This window comes from Nocardia sp. NPDC046473, assembly GCF_040645995.1.
Taxonomy (GTDB): domain Bacteria; phylum Actinomycetota; class Actinomycetes; order Mycobacteriales; family Mycobacteriaceae; genus Nocardia.
This window is the reverse complement of the sequence record NZ_JBEYZJ010000002.1, coordinates 943,142-969,274: the sequence shown is the minus strand read 5'-3', so window position 1 is coordinate 969,274 and position 26,133 is coordinate 943,142. Positions and strand designations below refer to the sequence as shown.

At 67.1% G+C, this 26,133-nt stretch carries 24 protein-coding genes; 14 read left to right on the top strand and 10 right to left on the bottom strand.

The window, feature by feature from the left end; translation table 11 throughout:
- Positions 1–39 precede the first annotated feature (39 nt).
- Positions 40–378 (bottom strand): hypothetical protein, encoded by a 339-nt coding sequence (locus ABZ942_RS09875; protein WP_357380304.1) that lies wholly within the window; start codon positions 376–378, stop codon positions 40–42.
- A gap of 430 nt (positions 379–808) precedes the next feature.
- Entirely contained in the window at positions 809–1,195 is a 387-nt protein-coding gene (locus ABZ942_RS09870) for a hypothetical protein (RefSeq protein WP_357380303.1), read from the bottom strand.
- 142 nt (positions 1,196–1,337) lie between these two features.
- Here ABZ942_RS09870 and ABZ942_RS09865 point away from each other — a divergent pair, with 142 nt between their 5' ends.
- Positions 1,338–2,324 (top strand): o-succinylbenzoate synthase, encoded by a 987-nt coding sequence (locus tag ABZ942_RS09865; protein ID WP_357380302.1) that lies wholly within the window; start codon positions 1,338–1,340, stop codon positions 2,322–2,324.
- 77 nt (positions 2,325–2,401) lie between these two features.
- Here the strand turns inward: ABZ942_RS09865 and ABZ942_RS09860 are convergent, their stop codons facing one another.
- Together ABZ942_RS09860 and ABZ942_RS09855 are read right to left on the bottom strand one after the other, a co-directional pair.
- A complete protein-coding gene (locus ABZ942_RS09860; RefSeq protein WP_357380301.1) occupies positions 2,402–2,914 on the bottom strand; it encodes a TIGR04338 family metallohydrolase in 513 nt (170 codons plus the stop codon).
- A gap of 269 nt (positions 2,915–3,183) precedes the next feature.
- Positions 3,184–4,050, bottom strand: a complete 867-nt coding sequence (locus ABZ942_RS09855; protein ID WP_357380300.1) for a DUF2786 domain-containing protein — start codon at positions 4,048–4,050, stop codon at positions 3,184–3,186.
- 121 nt (positions 4,051–4,171) lie between these two features.
- Between ABZ942_RS09855 and ABZ942_RS09850 the strand changes: the two genes are divergently transcribed.
- The 6 genes from ABZ942_RS09850 (at position 4,172) to ABZ942_RS09825 (ending at position 11,011) form a co-directional block, all read left to right on the top strand.
- Positions 4,172–5,473 (top strand): ABC transporter substrate-binding protein, encoded by a 1,302-nt coding sequence (locus ABZ942_RS09850; protein ID WP_357380299.1) that lies wholly within the window; start codon positions 4,172–4,174, stop codon positions 5,471–5,473.
- Between the two features lie 136 nt (positions 5,474–5,609).
- On the top strand, positions 5,610–6,542 hold the full coding sequence (locus ABZ942_RS09845; RefSeq protein WP_357380390.1) for a sugar ABC transporter permease: 933 nt from the start codon (positions 5,610–5,612) through the stop codon (positions 6,540–6,542).
- Entirely contained in the window at positions 6,542–7,420 is an 879-nt protein-coding gene (locus ABZ942_RS09840) for a carbohydrate ABC transporter permease (protein ID WP_357380298.1), read from the top strand. The genes ABZ942_RS09845 and ABZ942_RS09840 overlap by 1 nt, the downstream gene beginning before the upstream one ends.
- 255 nt (positions 7,421–7,675) lie before the next feature.
- A complete protein-coding gene (locus ABZ942_RS09835; RefSeq protein WP_357380297.1) occupies positions 7,676–9,928 on the top strand; it encodes a transglycosylase domain-containing protein in 2,253 nt (750 codons plus the stop codon).
- Positions 9,929–10,116: 188 nt separating this feature from the next.
- Positions 10,117–10,575: a GyrI-like domain-containing protein gene (locus ABZ942_RS09830; protein ID WP_357380296.1), complete on the top strand. Its 459-nt coding sequence runs from the start codon at positions 10,117–10,119 to the stop codon at positions 10,573–10,575.
- A 10-nt stretch (positions 10,576–10,585) separates the two neighbouring features.
- On the top strand, positions 10,586–11,011 hold the full coding sequence (locus ABZ942_RS09825; RefSeq protein WP_357380295.1) for a GyrI-like domain-containing protein: 426 nt from the start codon (positions 10,586–10,588) through the stop codon (positions 11,009–11,011).
- Positions 11,012–11,120: 109 nt separating this feature from the next.
- On the opposite strand, the gene ABZ942_RS09820 is transcribed toward ABZ942_RS09825, so the two are convergent.
- Positions 11,121–12,218 (bottom strand): inositol-3-phosphate synthase, encoded by a 1,098-nt coding sequence (locus tag ABZ942_RS09820; RefSeq protein ID WP_357380294.1) that lies wholly within the window; start codon positions 12,216–12,218, stop codon positions 11,121–11,123.
- The gene (locus ABZ942_RS09815) at positions 12,211–12,768 is read right to left on the bottom strand and encodes a PadR family transcriptional regulator (protein WP_107653374.1); all 558 of its coding nucleotides are present in this window, start codon (positions 12,766–12,768) and stop codon (positions 12,211–12,213) included. The genes ABZ942_RS09820 and ABZ942_RS09815 overlap by 8 nt, the downstream gene beginning before the upstream one ends.
- Positions 12,769–12,938: 170 nt before the next feature.
- Between ABZ942_RS09815 and ABZ942_RS09810 the strand changes: the two genes are divergently transcribed.
- The 3 genes from ABZ942_RS09810 (at position 12,939) to ABZ942_RS09800 (ending at position 18,150) form a co-directional block, all read left to right on the top strand.
- A complete protein-coding gene (locus tag ABZ942_RS09810) occupies positions 12,939–13,349 on the top strand; it encodes a DUF5318 domain-containing protein (RefSeq protein WP_191093751.1) in 411 nt (136 codons plus the stop codon).
- Between the two features lie 673 nt (positions 13,350–14,022).
- Positions 14,023–16,197: a transglycosylase domain-containing protein gene (locus ABZ942_RS09805; RefSeq protein ID WP_357380389.1), complete on the top strand. Its 2,175-nt coding sequence runs from the start codon at positions 14,023–14,025 to the stop codon at positions 16,195–16,197.
- 159 nt (positions 16,198–16,356) lie between these two features.
- Positions 16,357–18,150: a glycosyltransferase 87 family protein gene (locus ABZ942_RS09800; protein WP_357380388.1), complete on the top strand. Its 1,794-nt coding sequence runs from the start codon at positions 16,357–16,359 to the stop codon at positions 18,148–18,150.
- Here the strand turns inward: ABZ942_RS09800 and ABZ942_RS09795 are convergent.
- Positions 18,132–19,760: a TerD family protein gene (locus tag ABZ942_RS09795; protein WP_357380293.1), complete on the bottom strand. Its 1,629-nt coding sequence runs from the start codon at positions 19,758–19,760 to the stop codon at positions 18,132–18,134. The genes ABZ942_RS09800 and ABZ942_RS09795 overlap by 19 nt on opposite strands.
- A 30-nt stretch (positions 19,761–19,790) precedes the next feature.
- Complete coding sequence (locus ABZ942_RS09790; RefSeq protein WP_357380292.1) at positions 19,791–21,218, bottom strand: TerD family protein; 1,428 nt, start codon at positions 21,216–21,218, stop codon at positions 19,791–19,793.
- A gap of 184 nt (positions 21,219–21,402) precedes the next feature.
- Here ABZ942_RS09790 and ABZ942_RS09785 point away from each other — a divergent pair, with 184 nt between their 5' ends.
- The 4 genes from ABZ942_RS09785 (at position 21,403) to ABZ942_RS09770 (ending at position 24,390) form a co-directional block, all read left to right on the top strand.
- A complete protein-coding gene (locus ABZ942_RS09785) occupies positions 21,403–22,026 on the top strand; it encodes an AIM24 family protein (RefSeq protein ID WP_357380291.1) in 624 nt (207 codons plus the stop codon).
- Positions 22,027–22,036: 10 nt separating this feature from the next.
- The gene (locus ABZ942_RS09780) at positions 22,037–22,732 is read left to right on the top strand and encodes an AIM24 family protein (protein WP_357380290.1); all 696 of its coding nucleotides are present in this window, start codon (positions 22,037–22,039) and stop codon (positions 22,730–22,732) included.
- Between the two features lie 2 nt (positions 22,733–22,734).
- Positions 22,735–23,499 carry an AIM24 family protein gene (locus ABZ942_RS09775; protein WP_357380289.1) on the top strand — a complete coding sequence of 255 codons (765 nt, stop codon included), beginning with the start codon at positions 22,735–22,737 and terminating at the stop codon, positions 23,497–23,499.
- Positions 23,500–23,607: 108 nt separating this feature from the next.
- Entirely contained in the window at positions 23,608–24,390 is a 783-nt protein-coding gene (locus tag ABZ942_RS09770) for a hypothetical protein (RefSeq protein ID WP_357380288.1), read from the top strand.
- Here ABZ942_RS09770 and ABZ942_RS09765 read toward each other — a convergent pair whose 3' ends face one another.
- Both ABZ942_RS09765 and ABZ942_RS09760 read right to left on the bottom strand, forming a co-directional pair.
- On the bottom strand, positions 24,391–25,317 hold the full coding sequence (locus ABZ942_RS09765; RefSeq protein ID WP_357380287.1) for an NAD-dependent epimerase/dehydratase family protein: 927 nt from the start codon (positions 25,315–25,317) through the stop codon (positions 24,391–24,393).
- Positions 25,314–26,111: an MBL fold metallo-hydrolase gene (locus tag ABZ942_RS09760; RefSeq protein ID WP_357380286.1), complete on the bottom strand. Its 798-nt coding sequence runs from the start codon at positions 26,109–26,111 to the stop codon at positions 25,314–25,316. The genes ABZ942_RS09765 and ABZ942_RS09760 overlap by 4 nt, the downstream gene beginning before the upstream one ends.
- Positions 26,112–26,133: the final 22 nt, after the last annotated feature.

The following is a 26,133-nucleotide window of genomic DNA, read 5'->3' as shown; positions in this document are numbered from 1 at the left end:
CCGAACCGACCCGGCGCCCATCGCGAGGTGGGCGCCGCGTCAGATCGACGCCAGCACCACCGCGATCAGAAGCCCGGCCACCCACGATTCGATGATCAACGGCACCGCGATCAACGGCGTCCACCCGATCGGCCTGCGCGCCCGCACCTTCCGCACCATCACCGTGACCGCCCAGATCACCGACCCCACAATCCCTCCCCAGCCCACAACCTGCGCCACCGGCAGGTACCGCCACGCCCCACCATCCGCGTCATCGTGCGCCACCACCTCGTACAACGGCACGAACGACGCGATGAACCAAGCGAAGGCGACCGTGATCAACGAACCGAGTACCGCGCGCACAAGGTCCGGCAACCGCTGCGGTCGTTCCCACGCCATACCCCAGGATGACCCGCGCGGACCTACCCCGCAGCCCGCGCACGAAGTCTCTTGCCGCGCACAACTCTGCCGACCATCTCATTCGCAGCGCCACAATTCATGCGCAGCACCCTTGATCAGCGACACGCACGCTGTCTCGCGTCGTGCACACGTTGCTGACGGTGCCACGCGTGGCAGGTGCGAGCACGCGCACGGAATTGCTCGCCGCGCACGAAATTGCTGACGATTCCACGCGCGGCGGCACAATTCGTGCGCGGCACGGTTGATCAGCGACGCGCACGCTGCGTCGCGCTGCGCAAGTTGCTGACCGCTCCACACGCAGGGCGGCACAATTCGTGCGCGGCCGGTGCGAGCGCGCATGAGATTGCTCGCCGCGCACGAGTTTGCTGACGATTCCATGCGTGGCGGCACAATTCGTGCGCGGGACGGGTCAGGACCCTGTGTAGACCTGGGAGGCCAGGGCTACGCCGCCCGCGAAGGAGGCGACGATGAGGAGTGCGGCCAGGATCGGCCAGTACCACATGTGCCAGCGTTTCAGTCCGGCCACGATGATCATCACGAGGGAGCCGACCAGGGCGAGGGCGGTGCCGCCCCAGGAGACGATGAAGGCGGCGCCGAGGTAGCTGTCGTTGCAGTTGTTCGTGCCGCACGCGTCGGCGGCGAAGGCGAAGAAGCAGGTGGCGTAGGCGGCGAGCAGGCCGAGCAGTGCGGCGCAGGAGTACAGCACGATGGTGAGGACCAGGTCCCAGGTCCGCTGTTGGGGCTGCTGCGATTGCGGCTGTTGCCACTGCTGCTGCGTTGTCGGGTAGTAGGTCATGGACTCAGCATCGCGGCCGAGCGGCGCGCGCAGGACCGCAAAACTACTCAGACCGTATGGGGAGAATTCGGCAAACGGCTGGTCAGGTGACCGTTGCCGAGTCGAAGTCCGAACCTGGCAGCGCCCGTTAAGCTGGGCGACGATGACCGATCACGTTGTTGAGAGCATCGTCTACGCGATCCCGATGCGCACCCGATTCCGTGGCATCACCGTGCGCGAGGGGATGCTGATCCGGGGTCCGCTCGGGTGGGGCGACTTCTGTCCGTTCACCGAATACGACGATCGGGAGGCGGCCGGGTGGCTGGCCACCGCGCTCGAGCAGGTGACGGTGGGCTGGCCGGAGCCGGTGCGCGATCGGATTCCGATCAACTGCACGGTGCCTGCGGTCGATCCGGAGCGAGCGCACGCGATTGTCGCGGGGTCGGGGTGTGGCACCGCGAAGGTGAAGATCGCCGATCATCCCGATTCGCTCGCCGAGGATCTCGCCAGGGTCGAGGCGGTGCGGGACGCGCTCGGACCGAGCGGGGCTGTTCGGGTGGACGCCAACGCGGTGTGGGATGTGCAGACCGCCGTCGCGCACATCATCCGAATCGATAAGGCCGCAGGCGGTTTGGAGTACGTCGAACAGCCCTGCCGGACCATCGAGGAACTGGCCGCGGTTCGCCGTCGCGTCGACGTCCGAATCGCCGCCGACGAGTCCATCCGCCGCGCCGAGGACCCGCTGCGGGTAGCCGTCGCGGGTGCCGCCGACATCGCGGTGCTGAAATGCACTCCGCTGGGCGGAGTTCGCCGCGCACTCCGCGTGGCCGAAGCCGCCGGGCTCCCCTGCGTGGTCTCCTCGGCGCTGGAAACCAGCGTCGGCCTGGCCGCGCAACTCGCCCTCGCCGGAACGCTTCCCGAACTCGACTTCGCCTGCGGGCTGGGCACATTGTCGCTGCTCACCGGTGACCTGGTGACCGATTCCCTGCGCCCTGTCGACGGGTACCTGCCCGTGCCGAGAACCCCACCCCAACCCGATCCTGCCCTTGCCGACCAGTACCGGCAGCGTGACTCGGACCGGACCGCATGGTGGGAAGACCGGCTGGCGCGCGTCCTGCGACTGGTCGAGGCACCACCGAAGTCGGCCTGAGCGGACATTTTTCGTCACTGTCACACCGAAATGGCCGCTACAGCTCCGATATTGACCGCGTAGATCGGTCCGGTGCACTACCCGAGCCGCACACCACACCCCAATAGTGTCGCGCGCAACACCAGCGCCGCCTCCGGGCCGATGATGCCGTCGACCAATTCCAGGTAGCGGGTGCAGAATTCGGGGCCGTGCGGTGCGACCGAGCCGGGATTCGGCTCGAGATGATGCGCCATTTCGTGCAGCACCACGAGTTCGCGCAGCGCCCACGCGGTGCCGCCGGTGTGCAGTGGCACGGCGAGGACGGCATCGGCGGCTTCGTAGTGGGCGGCGGTCGCGCCGGCGCGCGAGCGGACTCGGACCGACGTGCCCGCGCGATCCCATTGGGCCCGAACCCAATTGAGCGCCAGCACCTTGTCGGCATAACTCTGCACGGAGTCCACGGAGGCAAAGCGTCGTTCGATCGGCAGCGTGATGTGCGAACCGTACAGCTCGACGGTGCGACTGCCGTGCTCGTCGGCACGATCGAACATCCCACGCACCAACTGCTCGGCGTCGTACACCTTGGCGCGCTGCGTATCTCGCACGCTCACAACTCCCCCTTGCCGGCACCCGGCTCCATCACGCGCGCAATGTGCCTCGGGTTCGCCCACTGACGCTCGCTCACGACTCCCCCTGTTCAACGCTCGACTCCGCCATACGCGAACGCGCACAGTGACTTCGGTTCGTCCGCTGACGCACGCTCACGAGCATCGTCCACGAACGGCGCGTACGCGACCGTAGTCAGCGCTCGCCCGCGCGCCCGTGGCGAGACACGCCGAAGCCCCGCCTCGACCGGTCCGGTACGGGAAGCACGGAGCGCTCACGCCGACCCGTTGTTCGAACCGCGAGCTTTCCGCGTCGTCAATTGCCCACGCGCCGCACCGAGTTCGGGCGAGGTGCCGAGCCGAGCCGCCTTACCCGCACGATCGCCCGCGCGTCGCGCCGCCGCCGAATGTCCGGCCGAAGCCTGCGGCCCGCGCCAGGTCCCGCGCGCTTCGGAGGTGCTGGTGTAGAAGTCGGTGAGCTCGATCTCCTTGTTGCGCAACGCGAGCGCGGTGCTTGCTCCGGCAGTGTCGCCGGGCACCACCTCGGCTTCGACCTCCGCCTTCACCGCGGCCAGCCGCTGGCCGATCCGCGCGGCGAACGCCATCTGGAAGTTCAACCGCGCCGTGACACCGGCGACCGGGGCCTGCACCCGTCGTTGCACCTTGCGTCCCCAGCGCTTCTCGGTGACCACCTTCTCCACCGTCGCCGAGCGGTACTGCCCGGACTTGATGTACTGATCCGACGCCCGCACCATCTGCACGAGCAGACTGGCGTACAGCGCCTCGCAGGTGTCGATATCGGAATCGAAACCGTAGGCGTACACCTGGGTCGAGGTGCGAGCGACATCGCAGCGCACATCGTTGGCATGCGCGATGGCGACGAACAGTTGGACGTAGGTGCGCAATCCGCGCTTGCCCGGCTCGCCGATCGGGATGATCCGCTGAATCGGCGTCGGCCTGCGCTCACGTCCCGCGATGTGCGCACGCGCCACCGTCAGATCGATGGACGATCTGGTCGCCAGCCGCTGGGCCGCGGCGAGAAACGCCTCGGCCTCGTGCTCGTTATCGGTCGATTCGGCCTGGCGCAGCAGCCCACCGATGCGGGTCAGCATCCGCTCGGGAACCGGGTTCGGCGATGTCATCACACGCCAGAGTAGCGAGGACTTCCCGCCACAATCCCGCGAGTCACTCTCACACCATGTATCTTGCGTTGTGCAACCGGCAGGGTGTGCTAATGCTCACGATCGACTTGGAGTGTCCGCGATGGCTGTGAATAAGGTGTCGTCCCTACGAGCGTCGCTCGTACCGAAGGCCGCGCTCGCGGCCGTCTCGGTCGCGCTGCTGACGGCGACGTTCACCAGCTCCTGCTCCAGCGACAGCGGCGGGAGTCCGACGAGCCAGAACCTCAGCGGGCGTGGGCCGATCACCTACGTCGAGGGCAAGGACACCACCGAGACCGGTGCGGTCAAGCAGCTCATCGAGCGCTGGAACGCGTCGCACCCGGACGAGCAGGTGACGTTCAAGGAACAGTCGAACGACGCCTCGCAGCAGTACGACGACCTGGTCGAGCACATGCGGTCCAAGCAGTCCACCTACGACGTCGTCGCCCTGGATGTGCCGTGGACCGCCGAGTTCGCCGCGAAGGGCTGGATCCAGCCGCTGAAGGATTCCTTCGCCATCGACACCTCCGCGCTGCTCTCCCCGCCGGTCGCCAGCGCCACCTACAACAACACGCTGTACGCCGCGCCCCGAAACACCAACGGCGGCCTGCTGTTCTACCGCAAGGACCTGGTGCCGAACCCGCCCAAGACCTGGACCGAAATGATGGCCCAGTGCCCGATCGCCAAGGCGCAGAACATCGGCTGCTACGCCGGGCAGTTCGCGCCGTACGAGGGCCTGACCGTGAACGCGGCCGAGGCGATCAACGCCTACGGCGGCAGCTTCGTCGGCGCCGACGGCAAGACCCCGACCGTGAACAGCCCGCAGGCCCGGGCCGGACTCAAGGTCCTCGTCGACGCCTACAAGGACGGCAACATCCCGCAGGAAGCGATCACCTTCAAGGAGCCGGAGAGCAGCAACGCGTTCGCGCAGGGCAAGCTCATGTTCCTGCGTTCCTGGCCGTCCACCTACGGTGACGTCGGCGGCGACGCGTCCTCGGTGAAGGACAAGTTCGGTGTCGCCCCGCTGCCCGGCGAGAACGGCGTCGGCGCGTCCACCCTCGGCGGCTACAACGCGGCGATCAGCTCGTACTCCAAGAACAAGGCCACCGCGCTGGACTTCCTGCGCTTCCTGATCAGCGAGGACGCCCAGCACATCGTCGCCTCGGGCGCGCTGCCCTCGGTGCGCGCCTCGATGTACGACGACCCGGCGCTGATCGCGAAGATGCCGTACCTGCCCGCGCTCAAGGATTCCATCGCCAGCGCGGTGCCGCGTCCGGTCACGCCGTTCTACCCCGCGGTGTCGAAAGCCATCCAGGACAACGCTTATGCTGCGCTGAAGCAGTCCAAGTCCGTCGACGACGCGATCACCGGAATGCAGAAGGGCATCGAGACCGCGGGATCGTAGGCGGATAGCGCAACGGACCCGACGAGACCCGTAGGAGAGAGAAACGGTGTCGGATCCTTCGGGAGCGGCCAGCACTGTGCCGAGTGACGAGTTCCTGCCACGCAAGCGTGGCCTCGGCGAGACCCTGGCTTTGGAAATGCGGCGCTCCGGCAAAGCCTGGCTGTTCGTCACGCCGGTGCTGCTGGCGCTGGCCGTAGTCATCGGCTACCCGGTGATCCGGGCGCTGTGGATGTCGTTCCAGCAGGATTCGGGTCTCGACCCGGCGACGGGCATGTTCGTCGAGGGCGGCAGCGCGGGCTTCTCGAACTACACGCACTGGCTGCTGCAGCAGTGTCAGGCGGGCGGTGAGACGGTCAGCTGCCCGACCGGCACCCTCGGTTCGCAGTTCTGGCTGGCGATCGGCGTCACGCTGTTCTTCACCGTGATCACGGTGACGCTGGAGGCCACCCTCGGCCTCGGCTTCGCCATGGTGATGGGCAAGACGTTCAAGGGACGCGCGCTGCTGCGCGCCGCGGTGCTGATTCCGTGGGCCATCCCGACCGCGGTGACGGCGCGGTTGTGGGAGTTCATGTTCCAGTACGACGGGGTGGTGAACCGGGTACTCGGCACGCACATCCTGTGGACGTCCGACGCGTGGCCCGCACGGTTCGCGGTGATCGCGGCCGACGTGTGGAAGACGACACCGTTCATGGCGCTGCTGCTGCTGGCCGGTCTGCAGGTGATCCCGGCCGACGTGTACGAGGCGGCCAGGGTCGACGGCGCCTCGGCCTGGCAGCGGTTCACCCAGATCACGCTGCCGCTGCTCAAGCCGGCCCTGCTGGTCGCGGTGCTGTTCCGGACGATGGACGCGCTGCGCATGTACGACCTGCCCGCGATCATGACGCTCAGCAACCCGTCCACCCGAGTGATCTCCATCCTGGTGGTCGATCAGGTCCGGCAGGGTCCGAACAGCGCGGCCGCACTGTCGACGATCACCTTCCTGATGATCTTCGCGGTGGCCTTCGTACTGGTGAAGGTGTTGGGTGCCAACGCAGTCCGCACTCAGGAAGAACAGCGGGAGGCGCACTGATGTCGGTTCGGACTGCTGAAAAGCCTGCCGCACAAGCCGTTTCGTGGACGCAGCGGCTTCGGTCGGTACGGCTGTACGTCGGTGTGGCCATCGTGCTTGTGTGGGGACTCGGGCCGTTCTACTGGATGACCGTCACCGCGTTCCGCGATCCCGACTACACCTTCGACAGCACGCCCTGGCCGACGCACCTCACCTTCGAGAACTTCCGCAACGCGTTCGACACCAGTCGCGGCAACAACTTCGGCAAGGCGCTGGCCAACAGCGTGATCATCGGCTCGGCCACCACCGTTGTCGCGCTGGTGCTCGGTGTGATGGCCGCATACGCCTTGGCGCGACTCACCTTCCGTGGCAAGTACCTGGTGTCCGGGCTGATCCTGAGCGCGTCGATGTTCCCGGTGGTCGTGCTGGTCACGCCGTTGTTCCAGCTGTTCACCAATATCGGCTGGATCGGCAAGTACCAGGCGATGATCATCCCGAACATCTCGTTCGTGCTGCCGATGACCGTCTACATCCTGGCCTCGTTCTTCGCCGAGCTCCCGTGGGAACTCGAGGAGGCCGCGCGGATCGACGGCGCCACCAAGCTGCAGGCGTTCCGGCTGGTGATGCTGCCGCTGGCGGCGCCTGCGGTCTTCACCACCGCGATCCTCGCGTTCATCGCCGCGGTCAACGAATACCTGTTGGCCCGACTGCTTTCCAGCGGCAGCACCGAACCGGTGACCGTCGCGGTCGCCCGCTTCTCCGGCAACGACCCGCTGGTCGAGCCCTACGCCGCGATCATGGCCGCGGGCGTGATGGTGTCGATCCCGCTGGTCATCATGGTGCTGCTGTTCCAGCGTCGCATCATCTCCGGCCTCACCGCGGGTGGCGTCAAGAGCTAGAAACACCGCTCAGCGCACGTTTTTCCGGCAATAGCTGGAATTGCGATGTGCCGCATCGGCCCGGTGATAGCATCGCGGGTCACCCACGGCGCGAGTAAAGTCGTGCCCGTGGGGCCCATTTCCGATCGTTGTTCGTGCAGGTGAGTTTCGGCCGACGCTCCGGGAGGAGATGATCGTGAGCGAGCGCCAGCGAGTGAACCGAGAACACAGTGCGCCCGAGCGCACGACGGTGCCGACCGCTAGCGAGGCGCTGTCGTGAGTTCGCTCGGTAAGCGGCGACGCGGTGCGAGAGCCAAACCTGAAGCGGCGCCCTATACGTCGATCGCCGGTTTCAATGAGCTCGACACCTCGCCACCGCGAAAACGACACGCTCGCTCGGCGCGAGAGCGCAAGCCCCCGCGGCCGACGCCCGATCCGCATCGTCCACTGCGCACCCGAGGGGAACGCTTCCGGCGCTTGGTGCTCGCCCTGTTCATCATCTTCGGCGCGGTGCCCGCACTGTTGTTCGTACTCGTCTACTGGAGCGCCGAGATCCCCGATCCGGATTCGGTACAGACCAATCAGATCGCCACGGTCCTCGCCTCCGACGGCAGTACCGTGATCGCCAAAGTCGTACCGCCCAACGGCAATCGGAGCCCGATCCCGCTGACCGAGGTGCCGCAGCCGGTGCGCGACGCGATGCTGTCCGCGGAGGACCGTAACTTCTACACCAACCCCGGCTACTCGACCTCCGGCTTCCTGCGCGCCGCCCGCGACAACCTGCTCGGCCGGGACAACGCGGGCGGCGGTTCCACCATCACCCAGCAGTACGTGAAGAACGCCTTCCTCGGCTCCGAGCGCACGCTCACCAGGAAAATGCGGGAGCTGGTCATCTCGGCCAAGATGGCGCGGGAGTGGAGCAAGGACGACATCCTCGCCGCTTACCTCAACACCATCTATTACGGCCGCGGCTCCTACGGCATCGCCGCGGCGAGCAAGGCCTACTTCAACAAGCCGGTGAACCAGCTGACCCTGGCCGAGGGCGCGGTGCTGGCCGCGCTCGTGCGCACGCCGTCGATCCTCGACCCGGAAACGCATCTGCCCGACCTGACCGCGCGCTGGAAGTACGTGCTCGACGGCATGGTCGAAATGGGCGTCCTCTCGCCGGGCAACCGGGACGCCACGGTGTTCCCGGCGATCATCCCGCTCAACGAGATCCCCGACGACAACGTGGCCCGCGGCCCCGAGGGCCTGATCCGCGCCCAGGTGATCCGCGAACTGCGATCCTCCGGCATCAGCGAACACGAGCTGGACACCGGCGCCCTGCAGATCACCACCACGATCGACGCGAAGGCGCAGCAGTCCGTGCTGGACACGGTGCGCGACCGGCTCGGCGGGCAGCCGCCCGAACTGCGCGCCGCGATCGTGTCGATCGACCCGCGGTCCGGCGCGGTGCGCGCCTACTTCGGCGGCACCGACGGCATCGGCTACGACTACGCTCAGGCGCCGCTACAGACCGGTTCGGCGTTCAAGCCCTTCGCGGTGGTCGCCGCGCAGCAGCAGAGCATTCCGCTGAACCGCATGCTGGACAGCTCCCCGGTCACCGACCGCGGCACCAAGATCACCAATGTGGACGGTGAGTCGTGCGGCCGGTGCACCATGGCCGAGGCGCTGAAGCGCTCGCTCAACACCAGCTTCTACCGGCTGACGATGTCGATGTTCGACGGACCCAAGGCCATCGCCGACGCGGCGCACGCGGCGGGCATTCCGGAGCAGATCCCGGGTGTCGCGGGCAAAACGCTGACCGAGGACGGCGGGCGCCCGCTGAACGGAATTGTGCTGGGCCAGTATCTTGTTCGGCCGATCGACATGGCCTCCGCGTACGGGACGATCGGCGCGTCCGGCGTCTATCACCAACCCTATTTCGTGCAGCGCGTGGTGACCGGCGACGGACGGGTGCTGCTCGACCGTGGTGCGCCCGAGCAGCGCACCGGCAAGCAGCTGCCCGACGGCCAGCAGCGCATCCCCAAGGCGATCGCCGACAACACCACCCAGGCGATGACGCCGATCGCCGCGTACTCCAACGGACACGCCCTCTCCGGTGGCCGGCCGTCCGCGGCGAAGACCGGCACCACCCAGCTCGGCGAGTCCAAGCAGAACAAGGACGCCTGGATGATCGGCTTCACCCCCTCGCTGTCCACCGCGGTCTGGATCGGCACCGAACAGTCCCAGCCGATCCGCACGGCCCGCGGCACCGACATCTACGGGTCCGGCCTGCCCGCCGACATCTGGAAGCAGGTGATGGACGGCGCCCTCGACGGCACCCCGGTCGAACAGTTCCCCGCCGCGGCCGGCGCCGCCGCAGCGAGCACGCCGCCGTCGGCGAGCAAGCCGTCCGGCGGCACCTACGACATCCTGAACCCGCCGCCCGGCCCGCCGCGGGAGCCGGTGATCATCATCCCGCCCGCGCCACCAACACCTAAGGAAGTGGAAATTTTTCCCGGACTGACCATCCCGGTGCCGGGATAGCGACGATGCTGTGACCTTCCCGCACCCAGGGGAACGGATGACATGGCAGCATCGTTTGCCAGAGTGAGAGCGAACAGCGAGTGTGTCGGACAAGGCCGACGCCGACGCCGCGGGATCGATGCGGAAGGATATGCGCTCGAGCGACGACGCCGCCAATTGGAGACAGACGAGACATAGGGGCTACGCCGGTGGATTTCAATGTCGTTGACCAACCCGAGACGCTGGTGGCGGGAACAGTACTTCGCAGCCCAGCGCTCGCGGTCGAAGGACCGCGCCGCGCGAAAGTCGAAGAGGCGTGGAAGCGTAACCTGGCCCGCCAGCTGCCCGGGCCGCCGACGACCGCGTATGTCGACCACGCGCCGGAAATCAATTCCTACCTGACCCACATCGTCGGCTACCGCTGTCGCGGCGTGGACGACTTATTGCCCGGTGATGTGCTGGCCCGGGTGCCCGCGGGCCGATTCGCCCGATTCATCGCCAGCGGCGACAACCTCGGCGACACCATCGTGCACATTTGGCGCTCGGTATGGGACGCCGAGGCCGCGGGCCGATTCGTACGTGCCTATACCGGGGATTGGGAGCATTATCCCGACGCGCGCACGGCCGAAGTCTTCGTAGCGCTGGCAGACGATCAAGTCGACGGGTAGGAACAACACTGTGGACTTCGAGATTGTCACGTTGGACGAGAGCCTGGTCGCCGGACTGACCGTTCCGCTCGCCGGACGCGAGGTGACCGCGCGCGACCTCGACCTGGTGAACTTCACCTGGGACCGCTACCTGGCGCGGGAGAAGAGCGTGCCGCGGGTGGCCGCCTACATCGGCCAGAACGACCACGCCGTCGCCGTGCTCGGCTACGAGGTGGCCTCGATGGACGAGATGGACGCGGGCGACGTGCTCACCCGCGTCCCACAGGGCCGCTACGCCAAGTTCGTCGTCTCCGACAAGCCCTACGACCTGTTGCGCACCGCGTGGGCTCAGGTTCGCAAGGCGGAGAGCGCCGGAACCATCACCCGCTCCCACACCGCGGAGATCGAGCGCTACACCGGACCGACCTCGGTCGAGGTCTACGTCTCGCTGGACTGAGTAACACCCCGAACAGCAAGGTGCCCGGAGGTTTTCACCTCCGGGCACCTTTCCAGCCCCGCACAGCGCGAGTTTTGCGAGCGCCGTTCGTGGCCACGCGGCCAATAACTCAAGCGCCGATGATGAACGCCTCGAGCTGCGTGCGGGCGACGTCGTCGGCCAGCTGCTTGGGCGGGGACTTCATCAGGTAGGCCGAGGCCGGGATGACCGGTCCGCCGATGCCGCGGTCCTTGGCGATCTTCGCCGCGCGGACCGCGTCGATGATGATGCCCGCCGAGTTCGGCGAGTCCCACACCTCGAGCTTGTACTCCAGGCTCAGCGGCACGTCGCCGAACGCGCGGCCCTCGAGCCGGACGTAGGCCCACTTGCGGTCGTCCAGCCAGCCGACGTGGTCGGACGGGCCGATGTGCACGTCCTTGGCGCCCATTTCCTTCTTCAGGTTGCTGGTGACGGCCTGGGTCTTGGAGATCTTCTTCGACTCCAGGCGCTCGCGCTCCAGCATGTTCTTGAAGTCCATGTTGCCGCCGACGTTCAGCTGCATGGTGCGGTCGAGCTGCACACCGCGGTCCTCGAACAGCTTGGCCATCACGCGGTGCGTGATGGTCGCGCCGACCTGGCTCTTGATGTCGTCACCGACGATGGGAACGCCTGCCTTGGTGAACTTCTCGGCCCACACCGGGTCGGAGGCGATGAACACCGGCAGCGCGTTGACGAAGGCGACGTTCGCGTCGATGGCGCACTGTGCGTAGAACTTGTCCGCCTCCTCCGAACCCACCGGCAGGTAGGAGACGAGGACGTCGACGTTGTTGTCCTTCAGCACCTTGACCACGTCGACCGGCTCGGCCTCGGACAGGTCGATGGTCTCGGCGTAGTACTTGCCGATGCCGTCGAGCGTCGGACCGCGTTGCACGACAACGTCGCTCGGCGGCACGTCGGAGATCTTGATGGTGTTGTTCTCGCTGGCGAAGATGGCCTCGGCGAGGTCGAAACCGACCTTCTTCGCGTCGACGTCGAACGCGGCGACGAACTTCACGTCCCGGACGTGGTACTTGCCGAACTTGACGTGCATGAGTCCGGGCACGGTCGCGGTCTCATCCGCGTCCTTGTAGTACTGCACACCCTGGACCAGCGAGGAAGCGCAGTTGCCCACGCCTACGATGGCGACGCGAACTTCTGTGGCGTTGTCAGCCTTCTTGTCATCACTCATGGCCGATATTTCCCTCTTTCTGTGGTGCCGCCTTCGTCGATTGCTCCGCCGCAATCAACTCGTTGAGCCAGCGCACTTCGCGCTCGCTTGATTCGAGTCCGAGCTGGTGGAGCTGCCGGGTGTAGCGATCGAGTGACCCGCTGGCCTTCTTGATCGCCTCCCGGAGTCCTTCTCGGCGCTCCTCGACCTGGCGTCGCCTGCCCTCCAGAATCCGCATCCGCGCGGTCGCGGGGGTGCGGCTGAAGAAGGCGAGATGAACGCCGAAGCCGTCGTCGGTGTAGTTCTGCGGTCCGGTATCGGCGAGCAGTTCGCTGAACCGCTCGCGGCCCGCCGGAGTCAGTTGGTAGACGCGGCGGGCTCGGCGCGTGACCACGCCCGCCGGAATCTCCTCGGCGATCAACCCGTCCGACTGCATGCGGCGCAGCGTGGGATAGAGCGACCCGTAGGAGAAGGCCCGAAACGCGCCGAGCAGGCCGGTGAGCCGCTTGCGCAACTCGTAGCCGTGCATGGGCGATTCGAGGAGCAGCCCGAGAATTGCCAGCTCGAGCACCGGGCTTCACCTCCCTGACTGTGTACAGACCTAACCGATGGATGCGACTCCACACTATATCGGGCCGATATAACTGTGCACAGTCCTGGTCGATATAAACACGGATCTACCGGGCATCTCATACCCCTGAGCCAGGGCGGCCCCTCGGCAACACCGCTACTCTGGTTCTCGTGCGAATCCAGCGGCAGGTGGTCGACTACGCCCTACGGCGTCGGTCGTTGCTGGCTGACGTGTATGCGGGCCGCGTCGATGTCGCCTCGGTATGTGATGCGAATCCCTACCTGCTGCGTGCGGCGAAGTTCCACGGTCGGGGGAGCGAGGTCACATGCCCGATCTGCCGGAAAGAACAACTCACGCTTGTATCTTGGGTCTACGGCGACGGTCTCGGACCGGTGGCGGGCTCGGCCCGTACACCGGAGGAGCTGACCCGCCTCGCCGAGACTCGTGAAGAGTTCTCGGTCCATGTCGTCGAGGTATGCCGCAGCTGCAGCTGGAATCATCTGGTGCAGTCCTACGTCCTCGGTACCACGCCGGCGCCAACGCGGCGTCGCACCGGGACCCGGCGCACCGCAGCCGAATGAAGTGCCTGGTCATCTGCCCGTCGGATGACTCGCGGAGCCACCATGTGTCCGCTGCGGTCGAGATGACCGCCCCGAGCCATCCGCAACGTTACGAGTTATGGAGATCTTGTCAGTGAATTCGCCCTACGAGACTTCCCCCTACGGCGATGAACCGCACGGCGGCCGTCCTCCACGGAGTTCACAGCCTGGTCCCAATCCGTATCAGAATCCGCGCCCCGGCCCGCCGCCCGGCCCTGGCCCTCGGCCCGGCCCGCCGCCCGCGCAGCGCCCCGCCCCCTACCCGGGGGAGCTTCGTGGCCCGCAGCCGCAGCGTCGTCCCGGTCCGCCCCCGCCGCAGCAACGGCCGCCGCAGGGACGACCGAACCCGGCCCCGCCGCCCGGCGCCGGGGCCACCCAGAAGATCGAGCGAAACTCACTGACCGACGCGGTCTCCGAGCGCAACCGCCGTGGCGGCCCGCCCACCGGGCCGCGGCCGACCGCCGACCGGGCCCGCCGCGTCGGTGACCCGGGCAACGGCACCGGCGAACGCAGGCAGACCGCGGGTGGACCGCCGTCCGGCCCGCCCCCGCGCCGCAACGGTGGCAGCGGCGGCGACGGCTCCGGCCCGGGTAAGCGCAAGCCGGGCGCGAAGAAGAAGTCGCCGTGGCGGATCGTGCGCCGGGTCATCTACGTGATGATGGCCATGGCCATCCTGATACCCAGTGGTGTTTTCCTCATCGCGTACACGACTGTTTCGGTACCCCAGCCCGGTGACCTCAAAACCAATCAGGTCGCGACCATCCTCGCCTCCGACGGCGAATCGGTGATCAGCAAAGTCGTTCCGCCGGAAGGCAACCGGACCGACGTCACGATCGAGCAGATCCCGGCGCACGTGCGCAACGCGGTGATCGCGGCCGAGGACCGGGACTTCTACTCCAACCCCGGCTTCTCGATCTCCGGCTTCGCCCGCGCCGCCAGGGACAACGTGCTCGGCAAGGAAAGCGCCGGTGGTGGTTCCACCATCACCCAGCAGTACGTGAAGAACGCATTGGTCGGCGACGAACGCTCGCTGACCCGAAAGCTGCACGAGCTGGTCATCTCGGCCAAGATGGCGCGCCAGTGGAGCAAGGACGACATCCTGGCCGCGTACCTGAACACCATCTACTTCGGTCGCGGCGCCTACGGCATCGACGCCGCCGCCAAGGCCTACTTCGAGAAGCCGGTGACGGAGCTGACCCCCGCCGAGGGCGCGGTGCTCGCCGCCACCATCCAGCAGCCGTCCGGCCTGGATCCGGAGAAGAACCCGGAGGGTGCGAAGACGCGCTGGAACTATGTGCTCGATGGCATGGTGTCCGGTGGCAACCTGCCCGCCGCCGAACGGCAGGGCATGCAGTATCCGCGAGTGGCCCCGGTGTCGACGACCAAGGACAAGACCCTGGACACGGGTCCGGAGGGCTTGATCAAGACGCAGGTGATCAAGGAGCTGACCGCCGAGGGCATCAGCGAGCAGCAGATGAACACCGCGGGCCTGTCGATCACCACGACGATCGATCCGAAGGCGCAGAAGGCGGCCGTCGACGCGGCGCAGAAGAAGATGCAGGGCGAGCCGGAAAAGCTGCGTGCCGCAGTCGTTTCGGTGGATCCGAAGACCGGTGGCGTGAAGGCCTACTACGGCGGTGAGGACGGCCAGGGCTGGGATTACGCCAATGCCGGTCTGCAGCCGGGCTCGTCGTTCAAGGTGTTCGGTCTGGCGGCGAATCTCGAACAGGGCGTTCCGCTTTCGCAGCTGTACGACAGCTCGCCGGTCACCGTCAACGGCATCAAGATCACCAATGTCGAGGGTGAAGGGTGCGGTAATTGCACCATCGCCGAGGCACTCAAGCGGTCGCTGAACACCAGCTTCTACCGCATGGAAGTCGACATGGGCAACGGTCCGCAGAAGATCGCCGACATGGCGCACAAGCTCGGCATCCCGGAGAACATTCCCGGTGTCGGCAAGTCGCTCACCGAACCGGACGGCAACGGCCCGAACAACGGTATCGTGCTCGGCCAGTACGACTCTCGTCCGCTCGACATGGCCTCGGCCTACGCCACTTTGGCGGCCTCCGGCATCTATCACAAACCGCATTTCGTGCAGAAGGTCGTCGCTGCCGACGGCACGGTGGTGCTCGATCGCGGTGAGGTGGCCGGCGAGAAGCGGGTCGACGCCGCGGTGGCCGACAACGTCACCGACGCGATGAAGCCCATCGCGGCCTGGTCGCGTAACCACAATCTGGCGGGCGGCCGCGAGTCGGCCACCAAGACCGGCACCGCCCAGCTCGGCGACACCCTCGACAACAAGGACGCCTGGATGGTCGGGTACACGCCGTCCCTGTCGACCGCGGTCTGGGTCGGCGCCGTCGACAGCACCGCGCTGCGTAACTACCAGGGCGGCATGATCTACGGTTCCGGTCTGCCGTCCGACATCTGGAAGGCCACCATGGACGGTGCGCTGGAAGGCACGAAGAACGAGACCTTCCCGAAGCCGGCGCCGATCAAGGGACAGGCCGGTGTGCCCGCGTGGTCGGCCCCGTTCACCCCGCCGTCCACCACCGAGGCGCCGCCGCTGATCCCGCCGATCATGCTGCCGCCGCAGATCGACACCCCGTTCGGCCCGATCCAGATCCCCGGTGCCCAGCCGCGCCCGCAGGCGCAGCAGCAACCGCAACAGCAGCAACAGCGCGAGGACGGCCCGACGCCGCTGCCCGGCCAGCCGATGGCGACCGACGGCGCGTCGCCGAGCACGACCGGTTCACCGCGGCCGGGTAACAACGGGTACAGCAATCAGGGTGACAGCACCGGAGCCGCACCGACCGCCCGCAGCAGATAGCCCGGCCCTGCGGCACCTCGGCCGAGGTGCCGCAGGGTGCGCGTACCGTCCCCACTCAGCCGGGTGGGGACGACGCGATCCGAACCCATAGCCGAACTCAAGGTAGCGTCGGGTGCCGTGACCGATCAGGAACTGGTGGACCAGCGAACGAACGGGAGCGTGCCGCAATCGGGTGGGGCGTCTTCCGGTGGCGCGCACTACATCGCCCCCGGCCCGCTCGCGCCGGATCTGCGGTCGGCCGACGCCCGAGATCGGCCCAGCCGCAACGATTCGCTGACCGCGCAGCTGTCCACCGTCATCGGGGGGCCGGTCGGTGAGCACGCGCTGATCGGGCGGGCGCGGTTCTGGACGCCGATGCGGGTGCTGCTGGCGTTCACCGTGGTATTCCTCGCGTTCGGCTGGTTCGGCAAGGCCGGCTGCATTCAGCAGACCAGCACCGCGGACGGATCGCTCACGCTCGACTGGAACAACGGCCGCCAATACGTGGCGATGTGCTACTCGGACACCGTGCCGCTGTACGGCGCGGAGCGGTTGAACGAGGGCGCCTTCCCCTACAAGAAGGACTGGACCGAGACGACCCCGGACGGTGGCCGGGAAACCCGGTACATGGAATATCCGGTGTTGTCCGGTCTGTACCAATACCTTTCGATGCGGATCGCCAAGGCCTGGGATGCCGCGCCGCTGCCCGGCGCGCTGCAGGTGGTGATCTACTTCAATGTGGTCGCGTTCGGCCTGGCGCTGGCCTGGCTGGTCACCGTGTGGGCGACCGCGCAGCTGGCCGGGCGTCGGGTGTGGGACGCGGCGCTGGTGGCCTGCTCACCGCTGGTGATCGTGCACATCTTCACCAATTTCGATGCGCTGGCAACGGCTTTGGCCGCGACCGGGCTGCTGGCCTGGGCGCGCAGACGCCCGGCGCTCGCCGGTCTGCTGCTCGGGCTCGGCGGCGCCGCCAAGCTGTATCCGCTGCTGCTGCTCGGCCCGATCGTGGTGCTGTGCCTGCGCGCCGATCCGATGCAGCGGCTGCCGAGCACCCAGCTCGGGCTGCGGCTGCGCGATATCGACAGCTGGTCGACGGCGCGGGACTGGCTCCGCGAAACCCCTTATCGCGTCCACCTACTCGGCACCCGGCCGCTGGGCGCCGCGGCCGTGACGGTCGCGGCCGCGCTGGGCACCTGGGTCGCGGTGAACCTGCCCATCGCCGCGCTGTATCCGGACGGCTGGCGGGAATTCTTCCGGCTCAACACCTCCCGGCACGCCGACCCGGACTCGCTGTACAACGTGATCACCTCGTTCACCGGCTGGACCGGATTCGACGGGACGCTCACCCACGAGCAACAGCCGGTCATTTTGAACGCGGTGTCGCTGCTGGTGTTCGTGGCCGCGTGCGCGGTGATCGGCTACCTCGCGCTCACCGCGCCGCAACGGCCGAGGCTGGCGCAGCTGTGCTTCCTGGTGGTCGCCGCGTTCCTGCTGACGAACAAGGTGTGGAGCCCGCAGTATTCGCTGTGGCTGGTGCCGATCGCCGTGCTCGCGCTGCCGCATCGGCGAATCCTGTTGGCCTGGATGACGATCGACGCGCTGGTCTGGGCGCCGCGGATGTTCTACTACCTCGGCCTGGACAAGAAGGGCCTACCCGAGCAGTGGTTCACCGGCACCGTGGTGCTGCGCGACCTCGCAGTGATCGCGTTGTGCGCCTTGATCGTTCGGCAGATCTATCGCCCCGACGAGGACCTGGTGCGCCGCGACTACGTCGACGACCCGATCGGCGGCGTCTTCGACCGGGCACCGGATCCGTTGCTGCCGTGGCTGCCCGAGTTCTTGCGTCCCCGGGTGGCGCCGACCCGCGAGTGGCGCTCGCAGGCCGGCGATGCCACCCACGTCAGCTCCGGCGACACGGGTAATCACATACGGGTAGCGAACGTCGCGAATCCGATTCAGTGGGTGCGCAGGTAACGCGCGAGCAGCGCCGGTTCCTGGGGCAGCATGTCCAGGTCCAGCTCCCACGGGCTGCCGGTCCACGGATCGAACAGCGGCGTCCCGTCGACGGTCGGCAGGTGCCTGCAGGACTGGGACAGCATCGCCACGGTGCTGTCACCCGAGTCGGATTCGTCGCTGCCGATGATCACCGTGGACAGCCCGATCAGGTCGCCGCGCATGATCAGTGAACCGATCCGCTGCGCGTCCGAACTCTGGTAGCCGTGCGGGAAGTCGGCGGCGACGAGGATCCGGTGCTCCGTCGGCGCACTGCCCATGCCGCTGGTGAAGGCCAATTCCGCCAGTTCGGCCGCCTGCACCAGGGCCTGCAACCGCTCCGAGATCTCGGTGTGGTCGGTGATCGGCGGCCCGTTCAATACCGGCGCGAGCAGGCCGGTGAAGCCGCTGAACGCCCCGGTCAGATCGATGATGTCGACCAGGGTGCGCCGACCGGGCTTCGAGGTGAGCAGCCGCGCGAGCAACGCGCCGATCACCGGCGCGACCGCGCGGGTGGACTCGGTGTCGATCCACAGCGGCCTATTCAACGGCACCGGAACGCAATACGGCACCCGCAGCGTCCCGCGTTCGCGCGCGTACAGCTCGCCGAGCCGGATGCCGTCGCTCGGCGTGATCGGCTTGTCCCAGACCGGTGAATCCCAGGATGCCAGCGCGGGTGGCAGCATCAGGTCGGCGTCGGCGAGCTCGCGGACGAGCTGCGCGCTGTCGCGCTGATGGTTGCTTTCGGCGGTGGCGATCAGGTCGTCGTTGCGCTGTTGCGCGGCCCGGCGCGCGGCATCGGCGGCCGGGGTGTTCCGGGTAGCGGGATCCGAGACGGCGACGGACAATTCGTGATCGAGCCGCTTGGCGGCGTAGTCACGGGCCGAGACCAGCGCGGCGGCCGAGCGAGCGGCGTCCTCGAAAATCATCCACAGGCGTTCCAGGCCGTGCCCGATCTCCAGCGGCGCCGCCTTGGCGTCGCGGGCTTCGCTGGCCATCGGCCCGGCCATGGTGTGCACGCCGGGGCCGGGCTGTTGGGTCGCGCTCGGCTGCGGTGAGTCACCGGTCTGCGCGGCCGAGCCGGTTTGCGCCGCCGGGTCCGCCGGATCGTCCTCGACCTCGACGCCGTGCGCGGTCAGCAGCACGCCGAGGCCACCCGAGTAGCCCTGTCCGACGGCGCGCAGCCGCCAGTCGGTGCCGCGGCGGTACACCTCCAGACAGATCAGTGCCGCCTCGCCGGACGACGGTGTGATCGCGAATTCCGCTGCCACCTGGTTGTTTTCGGACAGCGTTGCGGTCACCGCGCCGAGGCCGCCCGGCCGGGCAGGCACGGCCGGGTCGGCGCTCACCACCAGCAGCACCGCCTTGGCGTCGCCGCGCACCTCGGGCAGCGTGATGGTCACCTGGTCCGCGTCCAGCCGCACCCCCGCGGCGCTGGGCTGGTTGTAGAAGACGAAATCCTCGGCGTCGAAGACCTTGAGGTTCTCCGCCACCACCAGCGCCGAAACATCCAGTGCGGCTTCGGCTTTCGCGCCGAATCGAACGACTTTACCGGTCAGCGGGATATTCTGACCGGCCTTCAGTTGAATCACGTTGTCTGCCTTGCTGTCCGCGTCGCCCGATCAAACGTGCTGCAGAAACCGGCCGAGGTGCGGCACGGCTTCACCGGGGTGCTTGGCCGCGAAGCCTTCGCCGATCGCCTGCAGCTTCCAGTCGTTGCCGACCCGGAACACCTTCGCCATCGCCATCGCGGTGAAGGGCATGCCGCCTGCCAGGGTGTACCTGGCCAATTCGGCGTCGTTGGTGCCATCGACCAAGCGGCAGAACGCATTCTGAATCTGCTCGAAGGTGTGGCCCTTGTAGGAGGTCACGATGAACACCAGGGTGCTCACGTGCGCCGGAATGCGGGTGAGGTCGACCAGGATCACCTCGTCGTCGCCCTCGCCCTCACCGGTGAGGTTGTCGCCCTGGTGCCGGATCGAGCCGTCCTTGGAGGTCAGCTGGCCGTAGTAGGCGACATCCACCGGGTTGTTGTCGGCGAACATGACCACCGACGCGTCGAGATCCACGTCGACGGTGCGGTTGCCGAACATGCCGCGGTTCTTCACCGGATCCCAGCCGAGGCCCATCTTGACGAAGGTCAGCGCCGCGCCGCCCTCCTTGCGCAGGGTGACCCGCTGGCCCTTGGTCAGGCTGACCGGGCGGTCCTTGCTCAGGCTCACCTCGGCGGGCGCCTGCTGCGGCGGAACCGGCTGCCCAGGCGGCGGATAACCACCCTGAGCGGGCGGCGGGTAGCCACCCTGAGCGGGGGGCGGGTAACCACCCTGAGCAGGCGGCGGGTAACCGCCAGGGCCGGGCGGCGGGTAGCCGGGGCCCGGCGGGGGGTAACCGGGTCCGGGCGGCGGGTAGCCACCGGTCGGCGCGCCCTGGGCCGGGTACGCGGGCGCGGTCGGGTAGTTCGGCGCGGGCTGCGTGGGGTAGGCCGGCGGCGGCTGGTAGGCGGGCGGCGGCGCGGGCTGGGCCTGCTGGGTGGGCTGGGCCGGCGAATCATCGACCGTCACACCGTGGTCGGTGACCAGCGCGGCGAAACCACCCGCGTAACCCTGTCCTACGGCGCGCACCTTCCAGCTGCCCTGACGGCGGTACAGCTCGAGCGCGATGACGATCGACTCGGTGCTCAAACCCTCGATCTGGTACTCGAACAACCGATTACCGGTCGCATCCGACACGATCGCGGTGGGCGCGGGGAACCGGCCGAAGTTGCTGGTCGCGTCGTCCAGCGTGATCACCGCGCGGATCTGCGCGATATCGGCGGGCACCGCGTTCAGCGACACCGCAAGCGAGGCGGGCTGCCCGGCGGGTGCGGGCTGCAGGTTGACCCCAGGTCCGCTCGGCTGGTTGAAGAAGACGAAATCCGCGTCGGTACGGACCTTGCCCTGTTCGGTGACCAGTAGTGCGGACAGATCCGCGGGCGCCGTGAGCTGGATGGAGACCACCACGTCGTTCGTGGCCAGCGGACCGTTTTGGCCCTTGGCGAGTGTTGCGGACAAGTTAGACCCTTCGCTTGTCGGTGCGTTCGAATGCCACTCTACGAGAAACGCTCGGGTGACGGTTCCGCTAATCGGGTCGATGAACCCCGACAGTTCTGGGGGCCATCGGTTAATGTGACGACACGCAGTTGGAATGTGGTGGTTTTTCCATGTTCCCGATCGAGACAGCAGGCAGAACACCCTCATGGCGCAACTGTTCGAACAATCCAAGAAGGTGATCGAGGCGCATCTCGCCGGTACCAGTCTCCGCGCGATTTCCGGCTCGATGGTCGCTTACGAGGGCAATGTGCAGTTCAAAGCGGCCGGATTCGGCGGCGGCGACGGCGTGCTCGCCGGGCTCAAGCGCCGTGCGACCGGCGAGAAGCTCTCGCTGATGGAATGTTCCGGCAACGGCCGGGTCTTCTTCGCGGTGAACGGCCAGCACGTGACCGTGGTCGACCTGAACAACGAGACGTTGCAGGTGGAATCCCAGCAGCTGCTCGCGTTCGCCGGAAACCTGCGCACCGATGTGCGCTTCGCTGGGCTGCGCGGGGCCTCGACCGGCGCGGGCTTGTTCACCACCACGGTGACCGGGCAGGGCCAGGTCGCGCTGCTGTCGGCGGGCGGGCCGTTGATCCACCTGGAGGTGGCGCCGCAGTTCCCGCTGGTGGTCGACCCGGACGCGTTCGTCGCGGCGCGCGGCAACCTCAATCATTCCTTCGTCACCGACGTGTCCTGGCGCACGTTCGTCGGCCAAGACGCGGGTGAGGCGTTCTCGCTGCGCTGGGACGGCCAGGGCGTGGTGCTGATCCAGCCGGCGGAACGGTAAGGGCGGGCGGATGTTCGAGAAAGTCAACGGCAAGGTCGTCAAAGTCAATGTCGGGATGGCGGGTGGCGTGGCCGCCCGCACCGGCGCGATGCTGTTCTATACCGGCGATGTTTCCTTTGCGCCGCACCAGATTCCGGGCGGTCAGGGGATGGGTGGCGGCGGTGGGTTGATGCGGGTGGCGGGTCGCATGATGGCGGGCGAGCACGAGCGCACCATGCTCGCGCAGGGCACCGGCGAAGTGCATTACGGATTCGCGGGACTGGAGGTCCACGTGGTCCAGCTGCAGCCAGGGGCGACACTGCGGGTCGAGGCGTCGCGGCTGCTTGCCAATACCGCGGGTTTGCAGAGTTCCATTGTCTCGGTGATGAGTTCGGGTGGCGGTGGTGGTGGCGGACTGATGGGTGCGTTGCGCGGTGCCGCGACCGGTGCGCTGACCGGTCAGGGCATGTTCACCACGCAGCTGTCCGGGCAGGGTTCCGCCGTGCTGCTCGCACACGGCGGATTCCTGGAATTGCGAGTGGGCGGGCCTGATCCGATCGTGGTCGACCCGCAAGCCTTCGTCGCCGCCTACGGCAATGTGCAGACCGAACTGAAGACGGCGCTCAGCTGGCGCGACGCGGTCGGCCGAGGCTCCGGTGAGGCCATGCAATTGCATTGTGTCGGACAGGGTGTCGTGTACGTGCAGGCCTCGGAAGAGAAGTTGTGACCATGCCGGAAATTCTGAATCCGATGAAACTCGGTGCGAGCGATAATCTTCCGGGAAACAGCTACGCCTACTGCATCGATCTGAACAAACCATGGTTCATGCGCAAAGGCGCGATGATCGCCTACTACGGCGAGATGCGATTCCAGATGCTCACCCATGGCCTGCAGGGCGGGCTGTTGCACATGGTGGCGCAACAATTCTCGGCTCCGCTGTTCACCGGCGACTATGTGGTGGCCGAGGGGCACGGAAAGCTGATCATCGGCGACCGCGGCTACGACATCAATTCCTATGACCTCGAGGACAACGGCAACCTCACCATTCGCGCCGCCAACCTGCTCGCGTTCGAGCCCGGTCTGTCGCTGAACCAGTCCATCGTGCCCGGCTTCCTCACCCTGATCGGCACCGGCAAGTTCCTCGCCTCCTCCAACGGTCCGGTCATGTTCGCCGAGCCGCCGCTGCGGGTCGACCCGGAAGCCCTGGTCGGCTGGGCCGACTGCCCCTCCCCCAGCCACCATTACGACCAGCGCTGGGTCTCCAGCTTCCTCGCCGCGGGCGCCGCCCGCTTCGGCGTGAACTCCGGCGAGGAACGCCAATTCGATTTCACCGGCGCGGGCACCGTGCTGATCCAATCCAGTGAAAAGGTGCTCAGCGACGCCATGTTGGTGCGCACCATCGAGGGCCAGATCCAAAGCGGGATCACGCCGAGCGGCCTGCAACGACTTCAGGGCGTCATCGCCCAGCAGCTGGGTGGGCAGCAGGGGCACTGAGCCCTGCGGTCGGACCTGGGAATCCTCCTTCGGGTCATCCGTTCGGCGGACTCAGCGTTCCTCAGGGTGGCGTTAGTTTTCCGGCAGGACTTCTTGCTGGGAGGCGTTATGAGTGTCGGGTTGATATTCGTCATCATTGTCGGCGCGATCGTGTTGATCGTGAAACGGTTCATGGGGGAACCGGTGGATGCGCGGGATACGTTTGTGACGCCGTTGATCCTGGTGGGGATCGGTGTGTACAGCGTGACCAAGGTCGCGGACCTGAGTGGGATCGACATCGTCTGGTTGGTGATCGGCGGGGTGGTCGGCATCGCGTTCGGCGCGGTGCGCGGAACTACCACCGTCCTGTTCGAACGAGACGGGCATCTCTGGCAGCGGTACACCGTGAAAACCCTGGTCATCTGGGGCACTTCGATGGTCGCGGGTTTCGGGATCAGCCTGCTCGGCAGCACCATGGGGATGCATCACGATGCCAAGCCCGTCACCTTGTCGATCGGCATCGGCATGCTCGGCGAGATGCTGACGCTCGGCCTGCGGGCGCTGTCCAGCGGTATTCCGTTCGCGCCGGACAAGAAGGCCGCGGCTCGATCTGCCGCGGATAACCAACGCGGAGCGGACAATCCGTATCTCGACCGCTTCCTGAACAACCTCGGGCACCCCGGGACGGCGCAGCCGCGTGAGCCAGGTCTGCCGGACCGCGACTTCGGGCGCACTCCGCCAGGCGACTGGTCGGATCAGGACCAATACCTGCGCAAGTCTGCGTCCGCCGAGGCACGATACGACCAGCGGGAAGACCAACGCGGCTACCGGGAGCGGCCGCGAACCGATCGCTCGCCAACGCTGCGCGACGGCCTCGACTGGCTCAACCAGGTCCGCGACCGCAGGGCCTGATCATCGGCTGCCCTGCGCCCATCCATCGCCAACAATCGCGTCGATATCGGATGTTATTGCTTCCCAGTGTAATTCGGCGTGCGCCCGGCTGCTGTCGCTGACCAGCCGTGACGGCTCAGGTACGGCAGGGCGATGCTCGACGGAGATGGGCCGGCCGGTTACCCGGCCGGCCGCGGCCACAAGTTCGTTGACGCTGGTGCCGGAACCGCTGCCGATGTTGTATCGACGACACGAACCGGGGTCGGGCATATGCGCGACCGCTGCCGCGAAAGCTGTTGCGGCATCATCGATATGCACATAGTCACGAACGGCGGTACCGTCCCCGTTGATCGCCAGGCAAGGGCTGTCCCCCGCCGCCACCGCCAGTATGCGCGGCACGATCCTGGTCGGATCCAGATCCGCGCCGCCCGCAATGTTGAACAGCCGCAACACCACTGCAGCCAGCTGACCTGTCGCCGCCTGTGCCGCAATCACCGATTCGGCGGCCAGCTTGCTCGCCGCGTACGGATGCGGCGGTTGATCCGGCAGCTCCTCCGACATCGGCTGCCGCTCCGGCATCCCATAGATCGACGCGGTGGACGCGAACACCAGCCTGCCCACCTTCGCCTCGGCCATCGCCCGTAAAAGCGAGACCGTTCCGCCGACATTGACCTCGAAATACCGCAGCGGATCAGCGAAGGATTCGCGAACGCGAGTGAGCCCGGCCAAATGACATACCGCATCGACACCACGAAGAGCTGCGGTCAGTGCCTCGGTCTCGAGCAAGTCGGCGGCCCGAACTGCCACCCCGCGCGGCACCCGCGTCCGCGCGCGATGCACCAGCCCGACTACGTCGTACCCGTCGGCTCGCAGCGCCTCGGCCACAGCTCCGCCGAGATACCCGTTCGCTCCTGTCACCAGTACCCGCACCAAAGCATTGTCGGTCACCGGTAGCTGCTGAACTCCCAGGGATCGTGGGCACTGAACACCGAAACCTCATCACCGTGGTCACGAACCAGTTCGCGCAACCGCGCCTGGGTGCCGATGCGCAGATCATGGTGAACCTCTGAGGTGGTTTGCACGATGTCCATGATCGGGTGTGGATGATGCCGCTGTTCCAGTTCGCGGTGGTAGTAGTAGGCATCGCCGCTGTGCAGCAGCCAGCGATCGCCGTCGCGCACCGCCACTCCGGTATGGCCGGCGGTGTGGCCGCCGAGCGGGATCAACTTGAAGTCGTCGGACAGGCCTTTCAACGGGATCGAGGTGAACCCGAACCAGTCCGCACCGGCTTCGGGCGGGTAGGTGACCCAATGCGGGTCGTGCGCCCAATGCGCTCGGCGATAGCGAAAACTCGGCGCTTCGGCGACCGCGGCCTCGAGTTCGGCGGCAAGCACGTGCACCGCGGCCTGCGGGAAGTCCGGCAATCCGCCGCAGTGGTCCACGTCCAGGTGGGTGAGGATGATGTGGCGGACGTCCGCCGGCGCGTAACCGAGGCGCGCGACCTGGCGGATCGCCGTCTCGTCCTCATCGAGCAACGGCTGCGCCATGGCGACCCAGTCCGCGCCGAGGGTGCCGGCCGGGTCGCGGACATTGCCGAGGCCCATCCCGGTTTCAACGAGAACCATTCCGTCCGAATCGGTTTCGACCAGTAGGCAGTGGTTGACCGCGTGCGCGGGCGCAGGCCCGGCGTAGGTGGCTTCGATCTGCCGCACGGACCCGCAATTCAGGTGGTGAATGTTCATGCCGGGTAGTCTCCAACTTGAA